At 52.5% G+C, this 20,458-nt stretch carries 19 protein-coding genes; 10 read left to right on the top strand and 9 right to left on the bottom strand.

The features are described from left to right. Nucleotide 1: 1 nt before the first annotated feature. From J1836_RS03015 to guaB, 5 genes are all read right to left on the bottom strand, one after another. The gene (locus tag J1836_RS03015; protein WP_207249398.1) at nt 2-1,072 is read right to left on the bottom strand and encodes a MoxR family ATPase; all 1,071 of its coding nucleotides are present in this window, start codon (nt 1,070-1,072) and stop codon (nt 2-4) included. After that, nucleotides 1,065-2,561, bottom strand: coding sequence for a S1 family peptidase (locus J1836_RS03010; RefSeq protein ID WP_207249397.1), 1,497 nt, complete (start codon nt 2,559-2,561; stop codon nt 1,065-1,067). The genes J1836_RS03015 and J1836_RS03010 overlap by 8 nt, the downstream gene beginning before the upstream one ends. A 16-nt stretch (nt 2,562-2,577) precedes the next feature. Continuing rightward, nucleotides 2,578-2,910 carry a trypco2 family protein gene (locus J1836_RS03005; protein WP_093069832.1) on the bottom strand — a complete coding sequence of 111 codons (333 nt, stop codon included), beginning with the start codon at nt 2,908-2,910 and terminating at the stop codon, nt 2,578-2,580. 163 nt (nt 2,911-3,073) lie between these two features. After that, complete coding sequence (gene guaA / locus J1836_RS03000) at nt 3,074-4,651, bottom strand: glutamine-hydrolyzing GMP synthase (protein WP_207249396.1); 1,578 nt, start codon at nt 4,649-4,651, stop codon at nt 3,074-3,076. Between the two features lie 3 nt (nt 4,652-4,654). After that, complete coding sequence (gene guaB, locus J1836_RS02995; protein ID WP_207249653.1) at nt 4,655-6,115, bottom strand: IMP dehydrogenase; 1,461 nt, start codon at nt 6,113-6,115, stop codon at nt 4,655-4,657. A 145-nt stretch (nt 6,116-6,260) separates the two neighbouring features. Here guaB and J1836_RS02990 point away from each other — a divergent pair, with 145 nt between their 5' ends. After that, nucleotides 6,261-6,683: a hypothetical protein gene (locus tag J1836_RS02990; RefSeq protein ID WP_207249395.1), complete on the top strand. Its 423-nt coding sequence runs from the start codon at nt 6,261-6,263 to the stop codon at nt 6,681-6,683. 64 nt (nt 6,684-6,747) lie between these two features. On the opposite strand, the gene J1836_RS02985 is transcribed toward J1836_RS02990, so the two are convergent. The 3 genes from J1836_RS02985 to parC all read right to left on the bottom strand — a co-directional run bounded on the left by J1836_RS02985 (nt 6,748) and on the right by parC (nt 11,017). Continuing rightward, entirely contained in the window at nt 6,748-7,764 is a 1,017-nt protein-coding gene (locus J1836_RS02985) for a quinone-dependent dihydroorotate dehydrogenase (protein ID WP_207249394.1), read from the bottom strand. A gap of 47 nt (nt 7,765-7,811) precedes the next feature. Further along, a complete protein-coding gene (gene htpX, locus J1836_RS02980; protein WP_207249393.1) occupies nt 7,812-8,699 on the bottom strand; it encodes a protease HtpX in 888 nt (295 codons plus the stop codon). Between the two features lie 80 nt (nt 8,700-8,779). Continuing rightward, nucleotides 8,780-11,017: a DNA topoisomerase IV subunit A gene (parC, locus tag J1836_RS02975; protein WP_207249392.1), complete on the bottom strand. Its 2,238-nt coding sequence runs from the start codon at nt 11,015-11,017 to the stop codon at nt 8,780-8,782. On the opposite strand from parC, the gene J1836_RS02970 reads away from it, so the two are divergent. Genes J1836_RS02970 through dapE form a run of 7 tightly spaced genes read left to right on the top strand, consistent with a single transcriptional unit; the run spans nt 11,016 to nt 16,353 of the window. Continuing rightward, entirely contained in the window at nt 11,016-12,260 is a 1,245-nt protein-coding gene (locus J1836_RS02970) for a hypothetical protein (protein WP_242632673.1), read from the top strand. The genes parC and J1836_RS02970 overlap by 2 nt on opposite strands. Before the next feature lie 8 nt (nt 12,261-12,268). Beyond that, complete coding sequence (locus J1836_RS02965) at nt 12,269-12,505, top strand: hypothetical protein (protein WP_202717030.1); 237 nt, start codon at nt 12,269-12,271, stop codon at nt 12,503-12,505. A gap of 7 nt (nt 12,506-12,512) precedes the next feature. Next, nucleotides 12,513-12,965 carry a hypothetical protein gene (locus J1836_RS02960; protein ID WP_207249391.1) on the top strand — a complete coding sequence of 151 codons (453 nt, stop codon included), beginning with the start codon at nt 12,513-12,515 and terminating at the stop codon, nt 12,963-12,965. Between the two features lie 23 nt (nt 12,966-12,988). Further along, nucleotides 12,989-14,428 carry a siroheme synthase CysG gene (cysG, locus tag J1836_RS02955; RefSeq protein WP_207249390.1) on the top strand — a complete coding sequence of 480 codons (1,440 nt, stop codon included), beginning with the start codon at nt 12,989-12,991 and terminating at the stop codon, nt 14,426-14,428. 3 nt (nt 14,429-14,431) lie between these two features. Beyond that, nucleotides 14,432-14,854 carry a S24 family peptidase gene (locus J1836_RS02950; protein ID WP_207249389.1) on the top strand — a complete coding sequence of 141 codons (423 nt, stop codon included), beginning with the start codon at nt 14,432-14,434 and terminating at the stop codon, nt 14,852-14,854. Beyond that, nucleotides 14,851-15,198, top strand: a complete 348-nt coding sequence (locus tag J1836_RS02945) for an ArsC family reductase (RefSeq protein WP_207249388.1) — start codon at nt 14,851-14,853, stop codon at nt 15,196-15,198. The genes J1836_RS02950 and J1836_RS02945 overlap by 4 nt, the downstream gene beginning before the upstream one ends. Nucleotides 15,199-15,213: 15 nt before the next feature. Further along, on the top strand, nt 15,214-16,353 hold the full coding sequence (gene dapE, locus J1836_RS02940; RefSeq protein ID WP_207249651.1) for a succinyl-diaminopimelate desuccinylase: 1,140 nt from the start codon (nt 15,214-15,216) through the stop codon (nt 16,351-16,353). A 20-nt stretch (nt 16,354-16,373) separates the two neighbouring features. Here dapE and J1836_RS02935 read toward each other — a convergent pair whose 3' ends face one another. After that, nucleotides 16,374-16,838, bottom strand: coding sequence for a DNA-binding protein (locus tag J1836_RS02935; RefSeq protein ID WP_242632672.1), 465 nt, complete (start codon nt 16,836-16,838; stop codon nt 16,374-16,376). Between the two features lie 324 nt (nt 16,839-17,162). Here J1836_RS02935 and J1836_RS02930 point away from each other — a divergent pair, with 324 nt between their 5' ends. Further along, the gene (locus J1836_RS02930) at nt 17,163-19,343 is read left to right on the top strand and encodes an LPS-assembly protein LptD (RefSeq protein WP_207249387.1); all 2,181 of its coding nucleotides are present in this window, start codon (nt 17,163-17,165) and stop codon (nt 19,341-19,343) included. Then, complete coding sequence (pdxA, locus tag J1836_RS02925; protein ID WP_207249386.1) at nt 19,336-20,337, top strand: 4-hydroxythreonine-4-phosphate dehydrogenase PdxA; 1,002 nt, start codon at nt 19,336-19,338, stop codon at nt 20,335-20,337. The genes J1836_RS02930 and pdxA overlap by 8 nt, the downstream gene beginning before the upstream one ends. Nucleotides 20,338-20,458 lie beyond the last annotated feature (121 nt).

Below are 20,458 nucleotides of genomic sequence, written 5' to 3'. Positions count from 1 at the left end.
TTTAACCGTCCACTTCTTTTTTCAGAGCATAACGGGCTATTTTATCAAGCCGGGTTTGCTGCTCTGCTTTATCCAACGATTGCAGTGCACTCAGCAAGTCGATGTATTCCGCTAATCCCGGTGGATAACGGTTTTGGCTATCCCCTTCCCTATCTGCCCATAGCTGTTTAGCCGCCTGCAAATAGACAGCATCCGCAATACGGCTATCAAAATGCAATTTACCGCGTTCCACTAACCACACATGGCGTTTTTCAACAGTCTCATCATGCCATGTCACCGTTATTTTTTCGGGGGACTCTTCCATTTTCAAAGTGTGTACAAAACAGCGGCGCACGAAGGCAGAGGGCAATTCACGCTCCTCATTCGTGGTAATCACCACCAGCACCCGCACAGGATCAGCCTGTACAGGGTTATTCAATACACTGTTCGCCTGCTGGGTATCATGCAGGTAAGGAACACTGAAACGGTACTGCCCCAAAGTCTCCAGCAAACCATTCGGCAAATCAGGCTCAGCTTTATCCATTTCATCCAAGAGCAACACAACACCGCCGATTTGTGGCTGCCATGTTTTACCTTGCGAGGTTGTGCTGTCGGGCTTTAACGGTTCAGGACGTAAGCGGGTATAACAGGTTTTATACTGATGCGCGGCGGCCTGCCAATCATAAGCCCACCAGAATACACCGGGCGAAAGGAAATTCAGCGGATTAAGCCGATCTTGGATCGCGCTGCAACCTGACGCTGGGGGTGAATCGTTACCCATACTACGTGCTTGCGCTTCACCTAAACGCCCTATCGCATCAAAGTGGCAATGCAAATCGCTAAGTTCGGTACTACCGTGTATGACTTCACTAACAAACGCCCAGCCCAATTGTTCGGCTATCGCCTTTGCCATCTGGCTCTTACCCGTCCCCGGTTTTCCCCTGACCAACAACGGTCGCCCTGCGGAATACGCCGCCCACAGTGCGTAGCAATCCTCTTCGTTGAAAACGTGGTGTAACTTCCGCCCCAGATTGGAAACGGTAAAATTGGGTGGGATAAAATCCTTGAGCTTCGGCACTTCTTGTTTAGACATGGGCAGCTACTCGCTTGGGGTTCTTGAGTCGGAGTATAACGGCTAGATCTTCCAGCAACGAACTTTGATCTTCACGACAAGGCGACAACTCATCAAGACTCGTTTGCACACAACAGATGAACTGTACACATCCTGCTAATTTTTCTTTCAGCTTCGGGTAACAAGCCAAATCCTTTAACATCTCCAAATAAGTATTAGAAACGATGTAATAGATCGGCTTACTGTCTTGGCGTTTCGATAAGGCACGGGCAGTTTTTTGTATATCAGCCAGAAGCCTATCAACATCTTGCGGTGCGCTGTCGACTCGTCGCAATTGCTTAAAAATCTCACTCAATATCTGAATATCGGATGCACCCGCCGTATGCCCATCAAACACCATCGGGTCATGAATACTGCTGGCGGGTATGGGATCACCGTATTCATCAAGATCATAGCGGGCTTGCTGTAATAAACTGCGCGAAATGATGACTTCCACATAGGCTTGTGTATCCAAAGATAAACTGCGGGTAACGCTATCTTGGGCAATACTTTGCAAACTTGCTTCGTGTTTAAGCCACCAGTCAGGATCAACGCTATTGATCAACAACCAGCCGCACAATTGCTCAACATCGGTTAAATAATCTTCCCACCGCTCTTTGAGTGATTCCGGCTTTTTCTTATCCAGTTCCAAGGAGATTTGAGCGAGTACTCCAATGGCTTGACCAACCTCTTGCTTTTCAACAAGGTACGCTGCGATACCAGTCGCCATAGCACCGGAATCCAGCTTCAAGGCGACTTTCAATTTCTCACGCAGCACCGCTTGCCCATCCAGAATGCGCGTTGCTTCGGCTTTTACCTTGGCGTGCAATTGGGCTGTTACCTGCTTAGCAGGCTTGACGATTTCACGAAATAATTCTTCATTGTGCAATAGCCAAGGAATTGAAACAGCTTTGAAGTAGCCTTCTAACGATGAATAGTCATGGGTAATCACCGCAGCCAATTGCTGACCAATAAACACCGGAGAGCCTGAAAAGCCCGCCCAACCATTGGCTTCTATCGCATCAACATCGGTTGCCAATTCGACCACATGCTTTTTCAAACCTGCCACTGTGCCCGACATGCCCAAATCATCGCGAATCGTTGGTTCTTTGGCTGCTCGTGGAAAACCACGACCTGCCCACGCAGTGGTTGGCACAAGATCAGTAAGCAACCAGTCTATCTGAGGTGGTTTGAATGGTGTTGCTTGGGGGCAACGGATAACTGCAACGTCAATATTTGGCTCGCAAGCAAACCCATCAAACATAATATCCGCATCCGCAAACGGCATCTCATGTTTATTTTGCTCAGGCCATAACAATCTTAAGCGAGGATCAGCGGCGCGTTCATCAAAAACCACCACATGACGGGCAGTCAGAACTAACCCATTTCCAATGGAATACCCCGTGCCAATACAAGGGTAGTCATCTTTATGATGTGCATAAACTTGCACCAACCAATCGGCATTGAGCATAATGCACCCTCATTGGTCAGGCTTTATCGTTGATTGTCATCGCATTGGAACCTGTTGCTGCGATTTCTTCAGCCGTTTTGGTCGTATCGACTACCTGCAAACTGAGTTTGATTTTCTGGGTCACAGCATCTTTCAGTTCACCGTTGGCTTTCGCATCCGCATCAATCACCCAGAAACGCACTTTGCCAGACACACCCGCATCCACTTTACGTTCAACCACGGTTTGCAGTTCGATGTCTACATTGTTGATGTTAAAACGAATGCCTTGCCCTTCTCCATCACGCTTGGCAAGGTTTAATTCCTCGCGCAACGCCTTAATGACTTCTGCCAATTCCAATTTCTGTGCCATTTTGATTTCTCCAGCCCGTAAAAATTATTTTTCTTTATAGCGGCTGAACAAAGGATGCGCAAGGAAAGAATCGCTTGCAGGGCAAGCCCCTACAACAGAAGCTCGCCACTACATTCTTACTCCCCCTCTACCTCCGGGAGAGGGGGCTGGGGGGTGAGGGTCTTCACTCCCACTCAATCGTAGCCGGTGGTTTCCCCGAAATATCATAAACCACCCGCGAAACCCCGCGTATCTCATTGATAATCCGCCGCGACAACAGATCCAGCAACTCATACGGCAAATGCGCCCAACGCGCCGTCATGAAGTCAATCGTCTCCACCGCCCGCAACGCAATCACGTAATCATAACGCCGCCCATCGCCCGTCACGCCCACCGATTTCACCGGCAAGAACACCGCGAACGCCTGCGAAGTCTTGTCATACAAGTCATGCTTGCGCAGTTCCTCAATGAAAATATGGTCAGCCAGCCGCAGCAAATCCGCGTATTCCTTCTTCACCTCACCCAGAATCCGCACCCCCAAACCAGGGCCTGGGAACGGATGGCGATACACCATTTCCGGCGGCAAACCGAGTTCCACGCCCATCACGCGCACTTCGTCCTTGAACAATTCGCGTAACGGCTCGACCAGCCCCATCTTCATATTTTCCGGCAAACCGCCAACATTATGATGCGACTTAATCAAATGCGCCTTGCCCGTTTTCGCCCCCGCCGATTCGATCACATCCGGGTAAATCGTGCCTTGCGCCAACCATTTCGCCGAAGTCAGCTTGGAAGATTCTTCGTCGAAAATATCAATGAACAACCCGCCAATGATCTTGCGCTTCTTCTCCGGGTCAGTCACACCCGCAAGGGCAGCAAGGAAACGTTCCTCCGCATCCACCCGGATCACTTTCACGCCCATGTGTTCAGCGAACATCGCCATCACCTGATCGCCTTCGCGGTAACGCAGCAAGCCAGTGTCCACGAACACACAGGTCAATTGCGTACCAATCGCCTTATGCAACAATGCCGCGACCACCGACGAATCTACCCCGCCAGACAAGCCCAAAATCACCTCATCCGACCCAACTTTCTCACGCACCGTGCGAATGTTTTCGTCGATAATATTCGCCGTCGTCCACAACCCTGCGCAACCGCAAATGCCCTGCACAAAGCGTTGCAAAATGCGCTTGCCCTGCTTGGTATGCGTCACTTCGGGGTGGAATTGCAGCGCGTAGAAATGCCGTGATTCATCCGCCATCCCCGCAATCGGCGCGGAATCGGTGCTTGCCATCAGCTTGAAACCGTCTGGCATCGCAGTGACTTTATCGCCATGCGACATCCACACATCCAGCAAGCCGAAACCGTCAGCGGTCACATGATCTTCGATTTCGCGCAACAATTCGGTATGCCCACGCGCCCGCACTTGCGCATAACCAAACTCGCAATGACTGGACGATTCCACCGCACCACCGAGTTGCACCGCCATCGTCTGCATTCCGTAGCAAATGCCCAGCACCGGCACACCCAGCGTAAACACATTCTCCGGTGCTTTCGGTGGTTCAGCATCGGTCACGGATTCAGGCCCACCCGACAAAATAATGCCCTTCGCACCAAAATCCGCAACCGCCTGTGCTTCCACATCCCACGGGTAAATTTCGCAGTAAACGCCAACCTCGCGCACACGCCGCGCAATCAACTGGGTATATTGCGAACCAAAATCAAGGATCAGTACACGATCCGCATGAATATTCTGTGTCATCAATTACACCCGGTAGTTTGGCGATTCTTTAGTAATAGTCACGTCATGAACGTGCGATTCACGCATACCCGCGCTGGAAATCCGCACGAATTGCGGCTTGGTACGCATCTCCTCCATGTCCTTGCAGCCGACATACCCCATGCTGGAACGCACCCCGCCCATCATCTGGTGAATAATCGGAGCCAAGGGGCCTTTATAGGGCACACGTCCTTCAATGCCTTCTGGCACAAGCTTATCCGCCGCATTTTCCGAACCGTCCTGGAAATAACGGTCGCTAGAACCCTTCGCCATCGCCCCCAGTGAACCCATACCACGGTAAGACTTGTACGAACGCCCTTGGAACAATTCCACCTCACCCGGTGCTTCTTCCGTACCCGCAAACATACCACCCAACATCACGGTATGCGCCCCCGCAGCCAAGGCCTTGGCAATGTCACCGGAATAACGGATACCACCGTCAGCAATCAACGGTACACCTGTGCCTTCCAAGGCTTTTGACACGTTCATCACCGCAGTAATTTGCGGCACACCGACACCCGCTACGATACGAGTGGTGCAAATTGAACCGGGACCGATACCCACTTTCACCGCATCTGCACCCGCTGCCACCAGCGCCAATGCCGCTTCACCCGTGGCAATATTGCCGCCGATAACTTGGACTTGCGGGAAGTTATCTTTGACCCACTTCACCCGATCCAATACACCTTGGGAATGTCCGTGTGCCGTGTCCACGATAATCACGTCTACACCGGCGTCGACCAGCGCACGCACGCGATCTTCTGTGCCATAACCTACCCCAACCGCTGCACCGACCAACAATTGACCTTGGTCATCTTTGCACGCATTCGGGAAATCGGTGGATTTTTGGATGTCTTTCACCGTAATCAAACCACGCAATTGGAATTGATCGTTGATGACCAGCACTTTTTCGATACGGTGAGTGTGCAGCAATTTGCGGATCTGGCCTTTGCTCGCACCCTCTTCGACCGTTACCAGCCGTTCTTTCGGGGTCATGATCGTGCTAACAGGTTGATCCAGTTGGGTTTCAAAACGCAGGTCACGCCCGGTCACGATCCCGACCAAATCTTCACCTTCTACCACGGGTACGCCGGAAATATTATTAGCACGCGTCAACGCCAATACGTCACGAATAGTAGTATCGGGCGCAACCGTAATCGGATTTTTGATAATGCCGCTTTCGTATTTTTTAACCGTGCGCACTTGATCCGCTTGCGCTTGTATGCTCATGTTTTTATGGATAATACCCATACCACCTTCTTGGGCAAGAGCAATCGCTAAACGCGCTTCTGTGACCGTATCCATCGCCGCCGATAGCAGCGGGATATTCAACATAATGTCGCGGGTCAGCGGGGTTCGTAGATTGGCATCGGCAGGCAAAACCGTGGAATGGGCAGGTACTAAGAGAACGTCGTCAAAGGTCAGAGCTTCCTGAAGGATACGCATGGGGCTTATGTCCATCTGTGAGAAAGAAGCACCTCATTATAGGGTTTGACCTTCAGTCGGTAAACTGCTATCAATACGCCTCAGAGTAATTCAAGCAATTTGATTTATCTCATTGACGTTATCATAAGAGAGGAGGAACTCATTGATGAACTTAAAAGCACTGTTTGCTGCCGTAGCACTGTCCCTAATGGCAACCGTTGCCATTGCCGCTGATGACAAAAAAGCGGATGACGCAAAACCAGCAGAAGCGAAAGCCGAAGCAAAACCTGCTGCTGATGCGAAAAAAGAAGAAAAGGTTGAGTTAAGCGCTGATGCCGATGCTGAAGTCAAAGCGGCCATCGAAGCGGCAGAAGCGGCTAACACTGCTGCTAAAAAAGCCGGTTTTGAATGGTTCTGGAAAGACAAGTCTGCTTCCAAGCATTTGGAAGACGCCATTAAAGCAGCCAACGAAGGTAAAAAAGAAGACGCGATGAAATTGGCTAAAACCATTGAAAACGCTGGCAAACAAGGTCAGGAACAAGCGGAAAAAGCCAAAACCGCCGGTGTTGAAACCAAAGCTGTCAATTAATTCTTTGAATTGCTAAAACCCCGAAATCAACGCACTTGGCTTCGGGGTTTTTTGTGGCTAACGTTTAACCCAGCGTGCGGGTAGCCTCCACGCATTCGCGCACCAGCTCAGGTCCTCGGTAAATAAACCCACTGTACACTTGCACCAAACTCGCCCCCGCCGCCAGTTTCGCCTGCGCATCTGCACCTGACAAAATGCCGCCCACACCAATAATCGGAATCTCGCTAGCCATATCCGCACGGAATTGACGAATCACCTCTGTCGAATGCTGCGTCAACGGCTTACCGCTCAAACCACCCTGCTCATTCGCATAGGGCAAACCTTGAATAGACGCTTTATCCAGTGTGGTATTGGTCGCAATCAAGCCATCAATTTGTACCGACGAAAACACACCTGCCATATCACGAATTTCCGCCTCGGTTAAATCCGGTGCAACTTTGATCGCCACTGGCACGTAACGCCCATGTTCCTGCGCCAGCTTGCTTTGCTCTTCACGCAACGTTACCAATAAACGCTTCAAATCATCGCCGTATTGCAGGGTGCGCAAACCGGGCGTATTCGGCGAAGAAATGTTCACGGTGATATAGTGCGCGTGCAAATAAGCCTTGCGCAACCCAATCAAATAATCATCCGCCGCCTTTTCCACTGGCGTATCAAAATTCTTGCCAATATTAATGCCGAGGATACCTTGGTAACTGACCTTGCTCACCTGATCCAACAAATAATCCATGCCGTGATTATTGAAGCCCATGCGATTGATGATGGCTTGCGCTTCCGGCAAACGGAACAAACGTGGCTTGGGGTTGCCCGGTTGTGGACGCGGCGTGACCGTACCGATTTCGACAAAGCCAAACCCCAACGCGGCGAGTGCATCGACGTATTCCCCGTTCTTATCCAACCCCGCTGCCAGCCCAACGGGATTAGGAAAATCAATGCCCATGACGTTGACTGCCTTGCCAGCCAACGCCACAGGCTTGCCCAGCAAACCCGTTTTGCCAGCCCATTTCAGCGCGTTAAGAGAAAAGTGGTGCGAGGTTTCCGCAGGTAGGAGAAATAGCAAATCGCGTAGGTGTTTATACACAAAAAAATCCCCGATTCAGGATAAATGAAAGCGGGGATTATAAGGCTTTAGCGCATGTTTTCCAGCGCTGCAATCCGATCTTCCAACGGTGGATGCGTGGTGAACAGCTTTTGTATCCCACTGGAAAAACCACCGGAGATACCAAACGCTGCCATACCACCCGGCAAATCTTGCGCGGAATGCCCTTGCTGCAAGCGCCGCAATGCCGCAATCATCTTCTGCCGACCTGCCAAATCCGCCCCCGCTTTGTCGGCATGAAATTCACGCCAGCGCGAAAACCACATCACGATGGCACTGGCAGCAAAGCCCAACACCACTTGCGCCACCATTGAACCAATGTAGTAACCGAAACCCGCCCCACCGCTTTGATCATCCGAACGGCGGAAGAAATTATCAACCGCCATGCCAATCAACCGCGCAAAAATAATCACGAACGTATTCACCACGCCTTGCAGCAAGGTTTGCGTGACCATATCACCGTTAGCAACGTGACCAATTTCATGCCCTAACACCGCCTCGACTTCATCCGCCGTCATATTGTCCAGCAAGCCTTGGCTAACCGCCACCAACGCGCTATTGCGATTCGCCCCCGTTGCAAAGGCGTTAGGATCGGGTGAATAGAAAATGCCAACTTCTGGCATACCGATGCCCGCTTTTTCTGCTTGGCGACGCACCGTTTCGACTAACCAGCGTTCTTGCGTCGTGTTGGGCGTTTCAATCACATTCACGCCCATGCTGCGCTTTGCCATCCACTTGGACATCAATAAGCTCACGAACGAGCCGCCAAAGCCCATGATTAGCGCCATCACCATGAAGCCGCCCATGCTGCCGCTGCTCATATTGAAGCCCAGCAAACCGCCGATGATATTCATCGACACAAACAACACACCCATAACCGCAAAATTGGTCAGGATGAGTAAAAGAATCCGCATCATTTCTTGTTAACCTCTGTGTTAGGGATTGTCTGTCTGCCGTAAATAGTAGGTCAGTCGCCGTAGGATTCAAGTTTTCCCTACTAATGACCACTTATCTCCAGACCAGTGACATTTTGGTAGCCTTTTGGCAGCAATTTACCGCGTTTGGCACGTTCGCTGCGGTATTCGTCGAGTTCACTGCCTTTGATGGTTTTAAACTGCTTTCCAGCACGAATAGTAAAGCCAGCGGTGCGCGGCAAAATGGCAGCAAATAGCAGCGTTTCATCGGCAATACCCAACCCGCCTTTTTTCAAACTAATCAGTTTATTGCCCTTGCCTTTGGAAAGCTGCGGCACATCCGCCAAACCAATAATCAGCACATAGCCCGTGGACGATACCAACACCAGCGAATCGGTTGCCGTATCCGCTACCAACAACGGCGGCAAAATATCCGCACCATCGCCTGCGGTCAGGGTCACTTTGCCTGCTTTGACACGGCTTTGCATATCGCTGAACGCGCACAGAAAACCGTAACCTTCGGTCGAATGCAACAAATACTGATCGCTATCCTTACCCATCAACGCATACTGGAACTTCGCTCCCGCAGGCGGCGCAAGTTTGCCCGTGAGTGGCTCACCCTGTCCGCGTGCCGAGGGCAAGCCATTCGCAGGCAATGAATACGTGCGCCCCGTGCTATCCAGCAATACCACTTGCTGGCTGGAACGTCCACGTACCGAGGTGAGGAATTCGTCACCCTGCTTATAACTCAGCGAGGTCGGGTCAATATCGTGACCTTTAGCGGAACGAATCCAGCCCATTTTCGACACCACTACCGTGACGGGTTCGGAGGGGATCATGGCGGTTTCATCCATCGCCTGTGCTGCGGCACGTACTTTCAGCGGCGAACGGCGTTCATCACCGTAGAGTTTCGCGTCTTCCTTCAGCTCTTTGCGGATCAGGTTCGTCAATTTCGTGTCAGAACTGAGCAATGCCAGCAGCATCTCGCGCTCTTTTTCCAACTCAGCCAATTCGCCGCGAATTTTCATTTCCTCCAAACGCGCCAATTGGCGTAGCTTGGTGTCGAGGATGTAATCGGCTTGAATATCGCTCAAATCGAAGCGCTTCATTAGCACTTTTTTCGGATCGTCTTCGGTACGAATGATATGAATCACTTCGTCCAAATTCAGGAAGGCCACCAGCAAACCTGCCAACAGGTGCAGCCGTTTTTCCACCTTATCCAAACGCCATTCCAACCGACGAATAACGGTTTGGCGGCGGAATGTCAGCCATTCAGTGAGAATGTGCAGCAGGCTTTTGACTTGCGGGCGACCATTCAGACCGATCATGTTCATATTGACGCGGTAGCTGCGTTCCAGATCGGTACTGGCGAACAGGTGCGACATCAACATATCCACGTCGACACGGTTGGAACGTGGCACGATCACCAGACGCACGGGCTGTTCGTGGTCGGATTCGTCGCGCAAGTCTTCCACCAATGGCAGCTTTTTCGCCTGCATTTGCGCGGCAATCTGTTCCAAAATTTTGCTGCCGGACACCTGATACGGCAAAGCGGTAATAATAATGTCGCCGTCTTCGATCTCGTAACGCGCCCGCATTCTGAACGTGCCATTGCCCTTTTCGTAGAGCGCAAGAAAATCCGCCGCTGGGGTGATGATTTCCGCTTCGGTTGGGAAATCCGGCGCGGGAATGTATGCACACAAATCCGTCAGCGTTGCGTGCGGATGATCGAGCAAGTGCAAGCACGCATTCACCACTTCACGCAAATTATGCGGCGGAATATCCGTCGCCATGCCCACCGCAATGCCGCTGCCACCATTCAACAAGATATTGGGCAAACGCGCAGGCAAAATGGTCGGTTCTTCCAGCGTGCCGTCGAAATTGGGTTGCCACGTTGCCGTGCCCTGCCCCAATTCTTGCAGTAATACTTTGGCGTAAGCGGTGAGGCGCGATTCGGTGTAACGCATCGCCGCGAAGGATTTCGGGTCATCTTGCGAACCCCAGTTACCCTGCCCGTCCACCAGTGTGTAACGGTAGGAAAACGGTTGCGCCATCAGCACCATTGCTTCGTAGCAGGCTGAGTCGCCGTGCGGATGAAATTTACCGAGTACGTCACCGACGGTACGTGCCGATTTCTTGTGTTTGGAAGCCGCCGTCAGACCGAGTTCCGACATCGCATAGACAATCCGCCGCTGCACGGGTTTCAAGCCGTCGCCAAGGTGCGGCAGAGCGCGGTCGAGAATAACGTACATGGAATAATCGAGGTACGCCTTTTCGGTGTATTCCTGCAACGGGAGGGTTTCGATGCCTTCGTAGTTCATGGGTATCCTTAATCGCTTTTTTCGTATTGCCCAAGGATACTACCACAACAGGGTTATTGGCATCCCACCCGCCTACGCCGATAATCTTGACCCATTCCCTAGGATAATCGGTACACGCACTTTGCAGCTTTCCAACGAAGACAACCTGCGGCTCAACGTCCTGCTTGCTCAACCGCTGCAAGCCGTGCGCATTAACGAGTCCACCATGACTGTCCACGCCCTCACCGAGCGCGGCGAAGCGAAAGTGCGCCTCAACCCCACAGCGCGGGACGAGCAATACCTGCGCTGGGTACGCGAATTGCTCTCCATGAAAGTCACCGGCTCCCCCGGCGGCTACCCGATCTTCCTGAAACGCTGGACGCGTATGGGTCACGCCCGCAATAACCTCGACCAAATGTTGCTGCTCGGCGAACCCGAAGCCGTCGCCGCCGTGGTCTACACCCCCGGTTTAACCCACGACATCGCCCGCCGCGCATGGTGGGCAAGCCCCAGCGCCACCAACGCCCGTTGCCTCCTAGAAAACCCCGAAGTTGTCGCGGGCGAACTTGGCAAAGAACTCACCGCCTACCTGCTCGAATTCCTGCCCTTCGAGGAAATCCAACTCGACGTAGTAGACACCGTGCGCCTCTGCCTGCAAGGTGAACTCATTCCCCCCAGCGAACGCACCAAACTCTGGGAACGCGCCAAACGCAAAAACCCGTTCTACATCGGCTTCCTGCACGCTGACCCCACGTACATTCCCTTGCCCGACAATCCGCACCGTCACCACGCCGACCTCATTGCGCAACTGGCAAAACTTTTAGAAAATGGCAATCCCTACGCCCAAGCCCTCAGCCAAACCCTCGATAGCGCAGGGCAAAACTGGTTACGCGCCCTACAACTCGCACTCGAAAAACCCGTCGATCAAGAAGTCGTCATCTCCTTATTCATCGCCATCGACAAACGCTTCCCGCTGCCGTTACCGGAATCGCGTGGAGTACGCGACCTGAATGCCGCCCTGCAACGCGCTGAACAATTCTGCCACACGAATGATGATTGCCCAGCCGACGCAAAAGCCGTGCGTGACACCTTGAATCCCGATACATTGCCCCTATTTAAGGCTATGTTAATATTGGCGCAAATGGGGGAAGATTCCCTCATTCCGTATTTTGGCGGCAACGATTCGGTCGGTTCAGTGATGCGCAAACGCCTCGAACCCTTGATCAAACCTTTGCTGGCGCAAACCAACCTTTTACTCAAATAGGTACACCCATGCCCTACTACGTGTTCAAAATCACCCAACCTAACCCGATGATCAAAAATCTGGACATGCAGCAAGCCTGTGAAGTTTACAAAGACGCGCGAGAACTGGCGCGTGACTTACGAGCCAAACAAGAACCGGGTGACAAAGCCATCGTCAAAATCGTCTTCGCCGCCAGCCAACTGGAAGCCGAAGAAAACCTGCACGAAACCCGCGAAAAACCCATCCTGATGGAATGGGAAAAGTAAGCCGCGCATGGATGAAGACCAATACCGCAGTGTTTACCGCGAAGTTAACGCCAACCGCTGCGTATTCGAGAAGGCATTAAATAATCGCCGTTGCGATTGCAGCCGCCACGAGCGTTTCCTGCTGGCAACCCGCGAAGCGGTCGGCTGCCTGTCAGAGGCGAGTCTCGCCAATTGCACGGTTTTTTTAGACACCTTGCGTGAAAAATCCCGCTTTGCCCTGCGTGAAACCCTGATTGATGGCCCGTTACCGCACAATAAGGAACTCAAAGTGCAAGCAGGCGGCACCTTAGCCCTGCAACAGCACCTTTTTCCTGAGCAAATAGCGGCAAAAACCACGCAAGACATCTACGAATTGGTCAACATCGCGCTCTCAAAATACGCTAACATTGCCGATTTCCCGTATGGCGAACTCGTCAAAGGTGTCGTCCACTACGAAAGCCGCCCCAAACGTGGCAAATAAACATACCCAGTTTTAGGTGACCAATGGATCGTTTTCCCGTTTTTCTCGACCTGCATAACCGTCAATGCCTCGTGGTCGGCGGTGGCAAAGTAGCCGAACGTAAAGTCGATAGCCTGCTCAAAGCGGGAGCTGTCGTCACGTTAATTGCCCCCGACATCACCACGGAAATGGGTATTATCACTAGCGGACAAAACGTCCAGCACCATGCGCGTCCGTTTGTTGATGGCGACATTGATGGGCAATTCCTCGTCATTGCTGCCACCAATAACCCCAGCGTCAATGCGCACATTGCCAGCCTTGCCGATGCGCTGAATATGCCAGTGAACGTGGTCGATGATGCCTCGGTTGGCAATTTCATTATTCCCTCAGTCGTCGACCGCTCGCCCGTCACTATTGCCATATCCACTGGCGGCGCGTCCCCCGTGTTAGCTCGGCAATTGCGGATGAAGCTGGAAACCATGATTCCGCCCCAATGCGGCGAACTCGCAGGCATCACCGAAGAATACCGCGACATTGTGAAAAAGCACCTGCCCGAAGCACAGCGCAAAACCTTCTGGGAACAAGCCCTGAAAGGCCCCTTTGCCGAACTGGTGTACGCCGGTCACGTCGAGGATGCGCGGCGTTTGCTGGATGAAATGCTGGCAAGCTACCCCAACGGACAAACGATGGGCGAAGTCTATTTGGTCGGTGCAGGCCCCGGCGACCCCGATTTGCTGACCTTCAAAGCCTTGCGCTTAATGCAGCAAGCCGACGTGATGGTGTACGACCGCCTCGTCTCCAAGTCGATTTTGGACATGGCAAACCAACGTGCCGAACGCATTTACGTCGGCAAAGAAAAAGCCAGCCACGCTGTACCGCAAGACCAAATCAACGACTTGCTGGTGAAACTCGCCAAGCAAGGCAAGCGCGTGTTGCGTCTGAAAGGCGGCGACCCGTTCATCTTTGGGCGCGGCGGCGAAGAAATCGAAACGCTGGCAGAAAACGGCGTACCGTTCCAAGTTGTTCCCGGCATTACCGCCGCTTCCGGCTGTTCCTCTTACGCAGGGATTCCGCTGACACACCGCGATTACGCGCAATCCTGCACCTTTGCCACCGGGCATTTGAAAGACGGCAGCATCGACCTGAACTGGGCGCAATTGTCACAACCGAATCAAACCGTGGTCTTCTACATGGGTTTGACCGGCATCGAAGTGATCAGCCAGCAATTGCAAGCCTTCGGGCGTTCCGGCGATACGCCTGCGGCATTGGTCGAGCAAGGCACAACCCGCAACCAGCGCGTCCACATCGGCACGATTGCCACCTTGCCGCAATTGGTGAAAGACAGCGGTGTCCGCGCCCCCACCCTCACCATCGTCGGTGAAGTGGTGCAGTTGCATAGCAAATTGCATTGGTACGAACCGCAACGCCACGTTATTGCCAGCGAATTCAGCCTCGATCACCCTGTTGCCCCTGTAGAGGTATAAGCCATGTCCGAAACCCGCATCAGTGTTGAAACCTTCAAGCAAAACTTGACTGCCACCGGGCAAGATTTCAAACACAACATGAGTTCCGAGGGCAATTGTTCCGAAAACGAACCCTACGCCATGCAAGTCATCGACGACAGCATGGAACCGGAATTCGCCAAAGGTTGCGTGATCGTGATTGACCCAACCGGCATCGTGCGCGACGGCGCGTATGTATTCGCGATTGACGACAAAGATGAATACATTTTCCGCCAATTGCGCATTGTCGAAGGCAAATACATCCTCGTTGCCCTCAATGACGACTACGAAGCCATCGAAATCAGCGGCATGAAGCGCATCGAAGGCGTGATTACCCAACGTTCGGCAGGCAGTTATCGACCACCCAATGGCAAACGCCGCACCTACCACAAGTGGTACGACAAATGACCATCATGTACGGCATCCCCAATTGCGACACCGTGAAAAAAGCCCGTGCATGGCTGAGCGAACGCGGTATTGAATACACTTTCCACGATTTTCGTAAGGATGGCGTAAATCCGGTCTGGTTACGCGCATGGGTAGCAGAATTTGGCTGGGAAACGCTGGTCAACCGCAAAGGCACGACTTGGCGCAAACTGCCGGAAGAAACCCGCGAGAACATGGATGAAGCGATTGCTTTGGCAGTCATGGAGGAACAGCCATCCATTATCAAACGCCCGTTGCTCGATACGGGAACGCGGCATGTGGTGGGCTTTTCACCGGATTCTTACCGCCAGCTTTTTCAAAACTAAAACAGAGATTCTTTGATGTCCGCTACTCTCGATCTTGCTATCGACCTAATCTCACGCCCCTCCGTCACCCCATTGGATGAAGGTTGCCAGCAATTACTGGCGGATCGCCTTGCGCCGCTGGGCTTTGTTGCTGAACACCTGCGCTTTGGTGACGTGGATAATATCTGGCTACGCCGTGGCACGACCTCTCCCGTGTTTTGCTTTGCAGGGCATACCGATGTTGTCCCAACAGGGCCATTGGATGCGTGGGACAGCCCGCCGTTTCAGCCGGAAATCCGTGACGGGATGTTGTACGGGCGTGGCGCTGCGGATATGAAAGGCAGCATTGCCGCATTCACCATTGCTTGCGAAACCTTCGTGCGCGAAAACCCTGATCACCAAGGCTCGATTGCGTTTCTGATCACCAGCGACGAAGAAGGCCCTTCCATCAATGGCACGGTCAAAGTCGTAGAAGTACTGGAGCAGCGTAACGAAAAGATTGACTGGTGCTTGGTGGGCGAACCATCGAGTACTTGCTGCGTGGGTGACGTGGTGAAAAACGGGCGGCGCGGTTCACTCAATGGCGTACTCACCGTGATCGGGCAGCAAGGGCATGTGGCTTATCCGCATTTGGCGGACAACCCCATCCACCGCGCCGCGCCTGCGTTGGCGGAACTGGTGAGCATTGAATGGGACAAGGGCAATGAATTTTTCCCGCCGACCAGCTTCCAAATTTCCAATATCAAGGGCGGCACGGGTGCGAATAATGTGATTCCGGGCACGCTAACGGTGGAATTCAACTTCCGCTTTTCAACGCAACAGACGGAAATGGGGTTGCGCGAGCAAGTGGAAGCGATATTTAATCGCCACGGGTTTGGCTATGAATTGAAGTGGACACTTTCGGGTAATCCGTTCCTAACGCCACGCGGGGATCTAGTCACGGCGAGTGTCGCCGCGATTCAGGCAGTGCAAGGCGTAGACACAGAACTATCTACCGCTGGCGGTACGTCAGATGGACGTTTCATTGCACCCACAGGCGCACAAGTCATGGAATTAGGTCCAGTCAATAAGACCATCCACAAACTAAACGAATGTGTTGCCGCCGCTGATTTGGAGGCACTCGCCATTATTTACCAGAAAATTCTGGAACATTTACTGCCACCGCCGTCGGGCTAATGCCCGACACACAGTGAGAATTACTTAAACGTTTTGCGTGGGCGACCACGCTTACGTTGCGTAATTTGACCTTCCTCTAATTCGGCAGTTGCCCAATCCGTCAGGCTTTTGTGGATGTGTTCAGCCACGACGTGCAAGCGCTCTTCGAGTGCTGCACGGAAAAAGGCTTCACGTTGTTCACTGGCTCGCAGCGCTTCACGTAACTCACGCACTTCTTCCTTGTAGTTGGCATCTAGCTCATCAAGCTGGCTGCGTAACTGGTTGACCTTATTGGTTAGCTCATCCCGAATTTTACGCTTTTCTTCCGCTGCTTGTGTCCGCACATCTGCCAACGTACTGGACGTGGCGCCTTTGGGGCGACCTCTGCCACGTTTATTAAGAGCATCATCTGTCTGCATGGATGTTTGACCTATTTCGTTGTCTTGACTGTTATTGTGTAAAGCCGTCATGCCGGACATTCCATTCGTATAATCAGCAGTTCTCACTGTTTCTCCCTCACAAGAACAAATAAGTTGTCGCTTGATACTGACCGTAAAATAAGCATTATCTGAATAAATAATCTACACTTCAAGATGATATTTGAAATTTATTCAAAAATAAATAATTTTATTCGTCTAAACCACGCAATAATCACAATGACACGCATTGCTCTTGTGTATTACTGTTTAAGTTACTTATCGCAAGTTCGCCTAGGTTACACTTTTTTTTGTTACCGTTTCAATCAAAAAGCGCTTTTTAACGGATATTTTCCATTGAGTCTATGCGTAGAGTGTGCGATGTTAGGCTGCTTTAAATGCTGCATGACAAGCATGGGAATCAACATACACCCGTATTTCTTACGGGGCGCACTACTGGGTTTAGCCTGTAGTCCTTCCGCCCTCTTCGCCCAAACCGAATGGATGAGCTGCCCCGTACCGGCGGTGGTTTCTGCTGCTGTGCAGCGCCCGCCCAACTTACCTGCGCAAGCAGTGTATATCGAAGCGGACGCGGCGCTGTTTCGGGGGCAAGGCGTTTCCACCATGAATGGCAATGTCCATATCTCGCAAGCAAACAAGCAGTTACAAGCCGATGAAGCCAGCTACGAACAGCCCGCAGGCATCGTCAGTGGCTCAGGCAATGTCAGCTTTAGCAGCGATAATATGCAGGTCAGTAGCCGCACTCTCCATTACAACTTGCTGCAAAACACCGGCGAAATGCAGGATGCAGAATACCGCCTCAACCAAGCCAGCGGACAAGGCTTCAGCAAGCGGGTGGTGCAAGAATCCCCCACCCTCACGCGCTTGGAAACCTCCAGCTATTCCACCTGTCCTGTCGACAAACCGGACTGGAGTTTGAATGCCAGCACCATTGATCTGGATCATCAGCAAGAACGCGGCACGGCTCGCCATGCCACGTTAAAAATTCGCAATGTGCCAGTCTTATACTTACCGTACTTCTCCTTTCCGCTCACCGATGCGCGTAAATCGGGCTTTCTCTGGCCGATACTCAGCACCAACGAACGTTCCGGCGTGCAATTGAGTGCGCCGTACTATTGGAATCTTGCCCCCAACTACGATCTCACCCTCACGCCCACGTTATTGGGACGACGCGGCTTGCAACTAGGCGGCGAATTTCGCTACTTGACCCCCAAAAACCAAGGAGTAGCCGCCTACACACTCCTGCCCAACGACAACGCCAGCGACAAAAACAACCGTTTTTACTTCAATGTGCATAACGATACGCGTATCAATGCCTTATCCAGCCTGCAACTCAAGGCGGAAGGTGTCTCTGATGACCAGTATTTCGTCGACCTTGGCAACTCGCTAGAAGCCACCAGCGTGGTAAATCTAGAACGCCGCTTGGAATACCGAACCGCAGGCAACAACTGGTCGTTCTCAAGCCTATTACAAAACTATCAAGTACTCGACGGCGGCACCGCCCCACACGCCCGCTTACCGCAATTGCTGTTGCGTTACAACCCACCGCAAAAAGGCAATGGGCTTAATGTCAGCGCGGAAACCGAATACACCAACTTCACCGGCAGCAAGACCGAAACCAACGGCACACGTTTGGATGTGATGGCACGAGCCAGTAAAAAGTTTGCCACGCAAGCCGCCTACGTGAAGCCCTCCATCACGGTGCGCCATACCGAGTACGCACTGGATGATGCGCATAGCACCAAGATCAGTCGTTCCGTTCCCAGCGCCAGCGTGGATACGGGCTTGTTTTTCGAGCGTGAGATCAAAGACGGGCGCTATATCCAAACCCTTGAGCCACGCGTGTTTTACACCTACACCCCTTACCGCGAGCAAAGCGCCATTCCGGTCTTTGACTCATCCGCACGCAGCTTGAGTTACAACCAATTGTTTGCAGAAAACCGTTTCACCGGTAAAGACCGGATTGCAGATGCCAATCGCTTGACCGCCTCCGTTTCAACTCGCATCCAATCCCCCAAGGATGGGCGTGAACTGTTCCGCGCCAGTATCGGGCAGATGTATCACTTCGACGACCGCAAAGTGACCTTGCCAGATGAAACACCACTGCAAGGGGATCGTTCCGAACTGATTCTGGAAGCGGCAGGGGAAATCAACCCCCGCACACGTATCAGCACCACGGCGTACTGGGACAGCGAAGAAAAAACGGTGAATGCGGGCGAAGTACGCGTCCACTACAAAGACGACAAAAAGCGCGTCCTAAATGTCGGTTACGCCGAGCGCAAACAGGCATTCAAATCCGCGAATTTGTCGTTCTCAGCTCCCATTAACGAACATTGGAAAGCCGTCGGCTCGTTGGAACGCGACGTACAAAATGACCGCAATCTCGAAACCGTTATCGGCGCAGAATACGAAAGTTGCTGCTGGAAAACCCGTGTCGCCAGCCGCAACTATTTGCTGCCCGACAACACTACGCGAGACAACGCCGTGTTTATCGAGCTAGAACTGAAAGGGCTGGGCAACTTCGGCAGCAGCACACGCGACCTGCTGGAAAATCGAGTCTATGGTTATGAATAAGCTACGCATCGCTATCACCGCTGGTGAACCCGCCGGTATCGGCGCTGACATCATCATTACCCTGCTGCAACAGCAAGCGTGGGCAGCCGATTTAGTCGTGATTGCCGACCCCAACGTGTTGCAAGCCCGCGCTAAACAACTGGGCATCCCCTTAACGTTACGCACGTATACACCGGAGGTGACGCAAGCTCCTTGCGCAGCGGGCGAATGTTTCATCCTGCCGATTGCCTGTGCAGCTCCGGTTGAAACCGGCGTGCTCAATCCCGCCAACGCGGAATACGTGCTGGCAACCCTGCGACGAGCGGCTCTGGGTTGCCTGAGTGGTGAATTCGCGGCGATGGTCACAGCACCGTTGCACAAAGGCGTGATCAATGATGCAGGCGTGCCGTTTACAGGGCATACCGAATTTCTGGCGGAACTCACTCACGCACCGCTACCAGTGATGATGCTGACCGCAGGAACGTTGCGTGTCGCGCTAGCCACCACGCACCTGCCACTCCACAAAGTCAGTGAAAGCATCACTTCTAGCGTGCTGGAAGAAGTGTTAACGATTCTGCATCACGATTTGCAAACGAAATTCGGGATTGCGCAACCGCATATTTTAGTGTGTGGGCTAAATCCGCACGCGGGTGAAGGCGGGCATTTGGGGATGGAAGAAATCGAAGTCATTACCCCAACGTTGCAACGCTTACGCACACAAGGGCTGAATCTCACCGGTCCATTGCCTGCTGACACGCTGTTCACGCCGCGCCACCTAGCTGGAGCAGATGCCGTTCTGGCGATGTATCACGACCAAGGTTTGCCGGTATTGAAATATGCAGGCTTCGGTAAAGCGATTAACATTACCTTGGGTTTGCCGATTATCCGTACCTCAGTAGACCACGGTACGGCATTGGATTTGGCGGGAACGGGTAAAGCTGAAACGGGTAGCTTGCGTGAAGCCATTACGCTTGCGGTGCAATTGGGCGCAAATCGAACACAAAATTCAGAATAAAAGGGGGCATCCCGAAGGATGCCCAACCGCTAGGAGGATAGCGACAACACCTGAGGCACAAGTGCTGCGGCTATCGTCCTTGCTAGGCAACCTGTTGGTCGTGACTGTTGCAAGATAGGTT

This window comes from Thiothrix fructosivorans, from assembly GCF_017349355.1.
Lineage (GTDB): Bacteria > Pseudomonadota > Gammaproteobacteria > Thiotrichales > Thiotrichaceae > Thiothrix > Thiothrix fructosivorans.
Note: the sequence above shows the minus strand (reverse complement) of the source record. Positions and strands in the feature narration are given on the sequence as shown.

What these genes read in the sequence shown, in the direction of transcription:
- J1836_RS02945 (WP_207249388.1), top strand. Translation starts at nt 14,851, where the DNA reads ATGACCATCATGTACGGCATCCCCAATTGCGACACCGTGAAAAAAGCC.
- J1836_RS02930 (WP_207249387.1), top strand. Translation starts at nt 17,163, where the DNA reads ATGGGAATCAACATACACCCGTATTTCTTACGGGGCGCACTACTGGGT.
- J1836_RS02960 (WP_207249391.1), top strand. Translation starts at nt 12,513, where the DNA reads ATGGATGAAGACCAATACCGCAGTGTTTACCGCGAAGTTAACGCCAAC.
- cysG (WP_207249390.1), top strand. Translation starts at nt 12,989, where the DNA reads ATGGATCGTTTTCCCGTTTTTCTCGACCTGCATAACCGTCAATGCCTC.
- htpX (WP_207249393.1), bottom strand. Translation starts at nt 8,699, where the DNA reads ATGATGCGGATTCTTTTACTCATCCTGACCAATTTTGCGGTTATGGGT.
- J1836_RS02965 (WP_202717030.1), top strand. Translation starts at nt 12,269, where the DNA reads ATGCCCTACTACGTGTTCAAAATCACCCAACCTAACCCGATGATCAAA.
- J1836_RS02970 (WP_242632673.1), top strand. Translation starts at nt 11,016, where the DNA reads ATGGGTATCCTTAATCGCTTTTTTCGTATTGCCCAAGGATACTACCAC.
- pdxA (WP_207249386.1), top strand. Translation starts at nt 19,336, where the DNA reads ATGAATAAGCTACGCATCGCTATCACCGCTGGTGAACCCGCCGGTATC.
- dapE (WP_207249651.1), top strand. Translation starts at nt 15,214, where the DNA reads ATGTCCGCTACTCTCGATCTTGCTATCGACCTAATCTCACGCCCCTCC.
- parC (WP_207249392.1), bottom strand. Translation starts at nt 11,017, where the DNA reads ATGAACTACGAAGGCATCGAAACCCTCCCGTTGCAGGAATACACCGAA.
- guaA (WP_207249396.1), bottom strand. Translation starts at nt 4,651, where the DNA reads ATGACACAGAATATTCATGCGGATCGTGTACTGATCCTTGATTTTGGT.
- J1836_RS02950 (WP_207249389.1), top strand. Translation starts at nt 14,432, where the DNA reads ATGTCCGAAACCCGCATCAGTGTTGAAACCTTCAAGCAAAACTTGACT.
- J1836_RS03015 (WP_207249398.1), bottom strand. Translation starts at nt 1,072, where the DNA reads ATGTCTAAACAAGAAGTGCCGAAGCTCAAGGATTTTATCCCACCCAAT.
- J1836_RS03005 (WP_093069832.1), bottom strand. Translation starts at nt 2,910, where the DNA reads ATGGCACAGAAATTGGAATTGGCAGAAGTCATTAAGGCGTTGCGCGAG.
- guaB (WP_207249653.1), bottom strand. Translation starts at nt 6,115, where the DNA reads ATGCGTATCCTTCAGGAAGCTCTGACCTTTGACGACGTTCTCTTAGTA.
- J1836_RS03010 (WP_207249397.1), bottom strand. Translation starts at nt 2,561, where the DNA reads ATGCTCAATGCCGATTGGTTGGTGCAAGTTTATGCACATCATAAAGAT.
- J1836_RS02990 (WP_207249395.1), top strand. Translation starts at nt 6,261, where the DNA reads ATGAACTTAAAAGCACTGTTTGCTGCCGTAGCACTGTCCCTAATGGCA.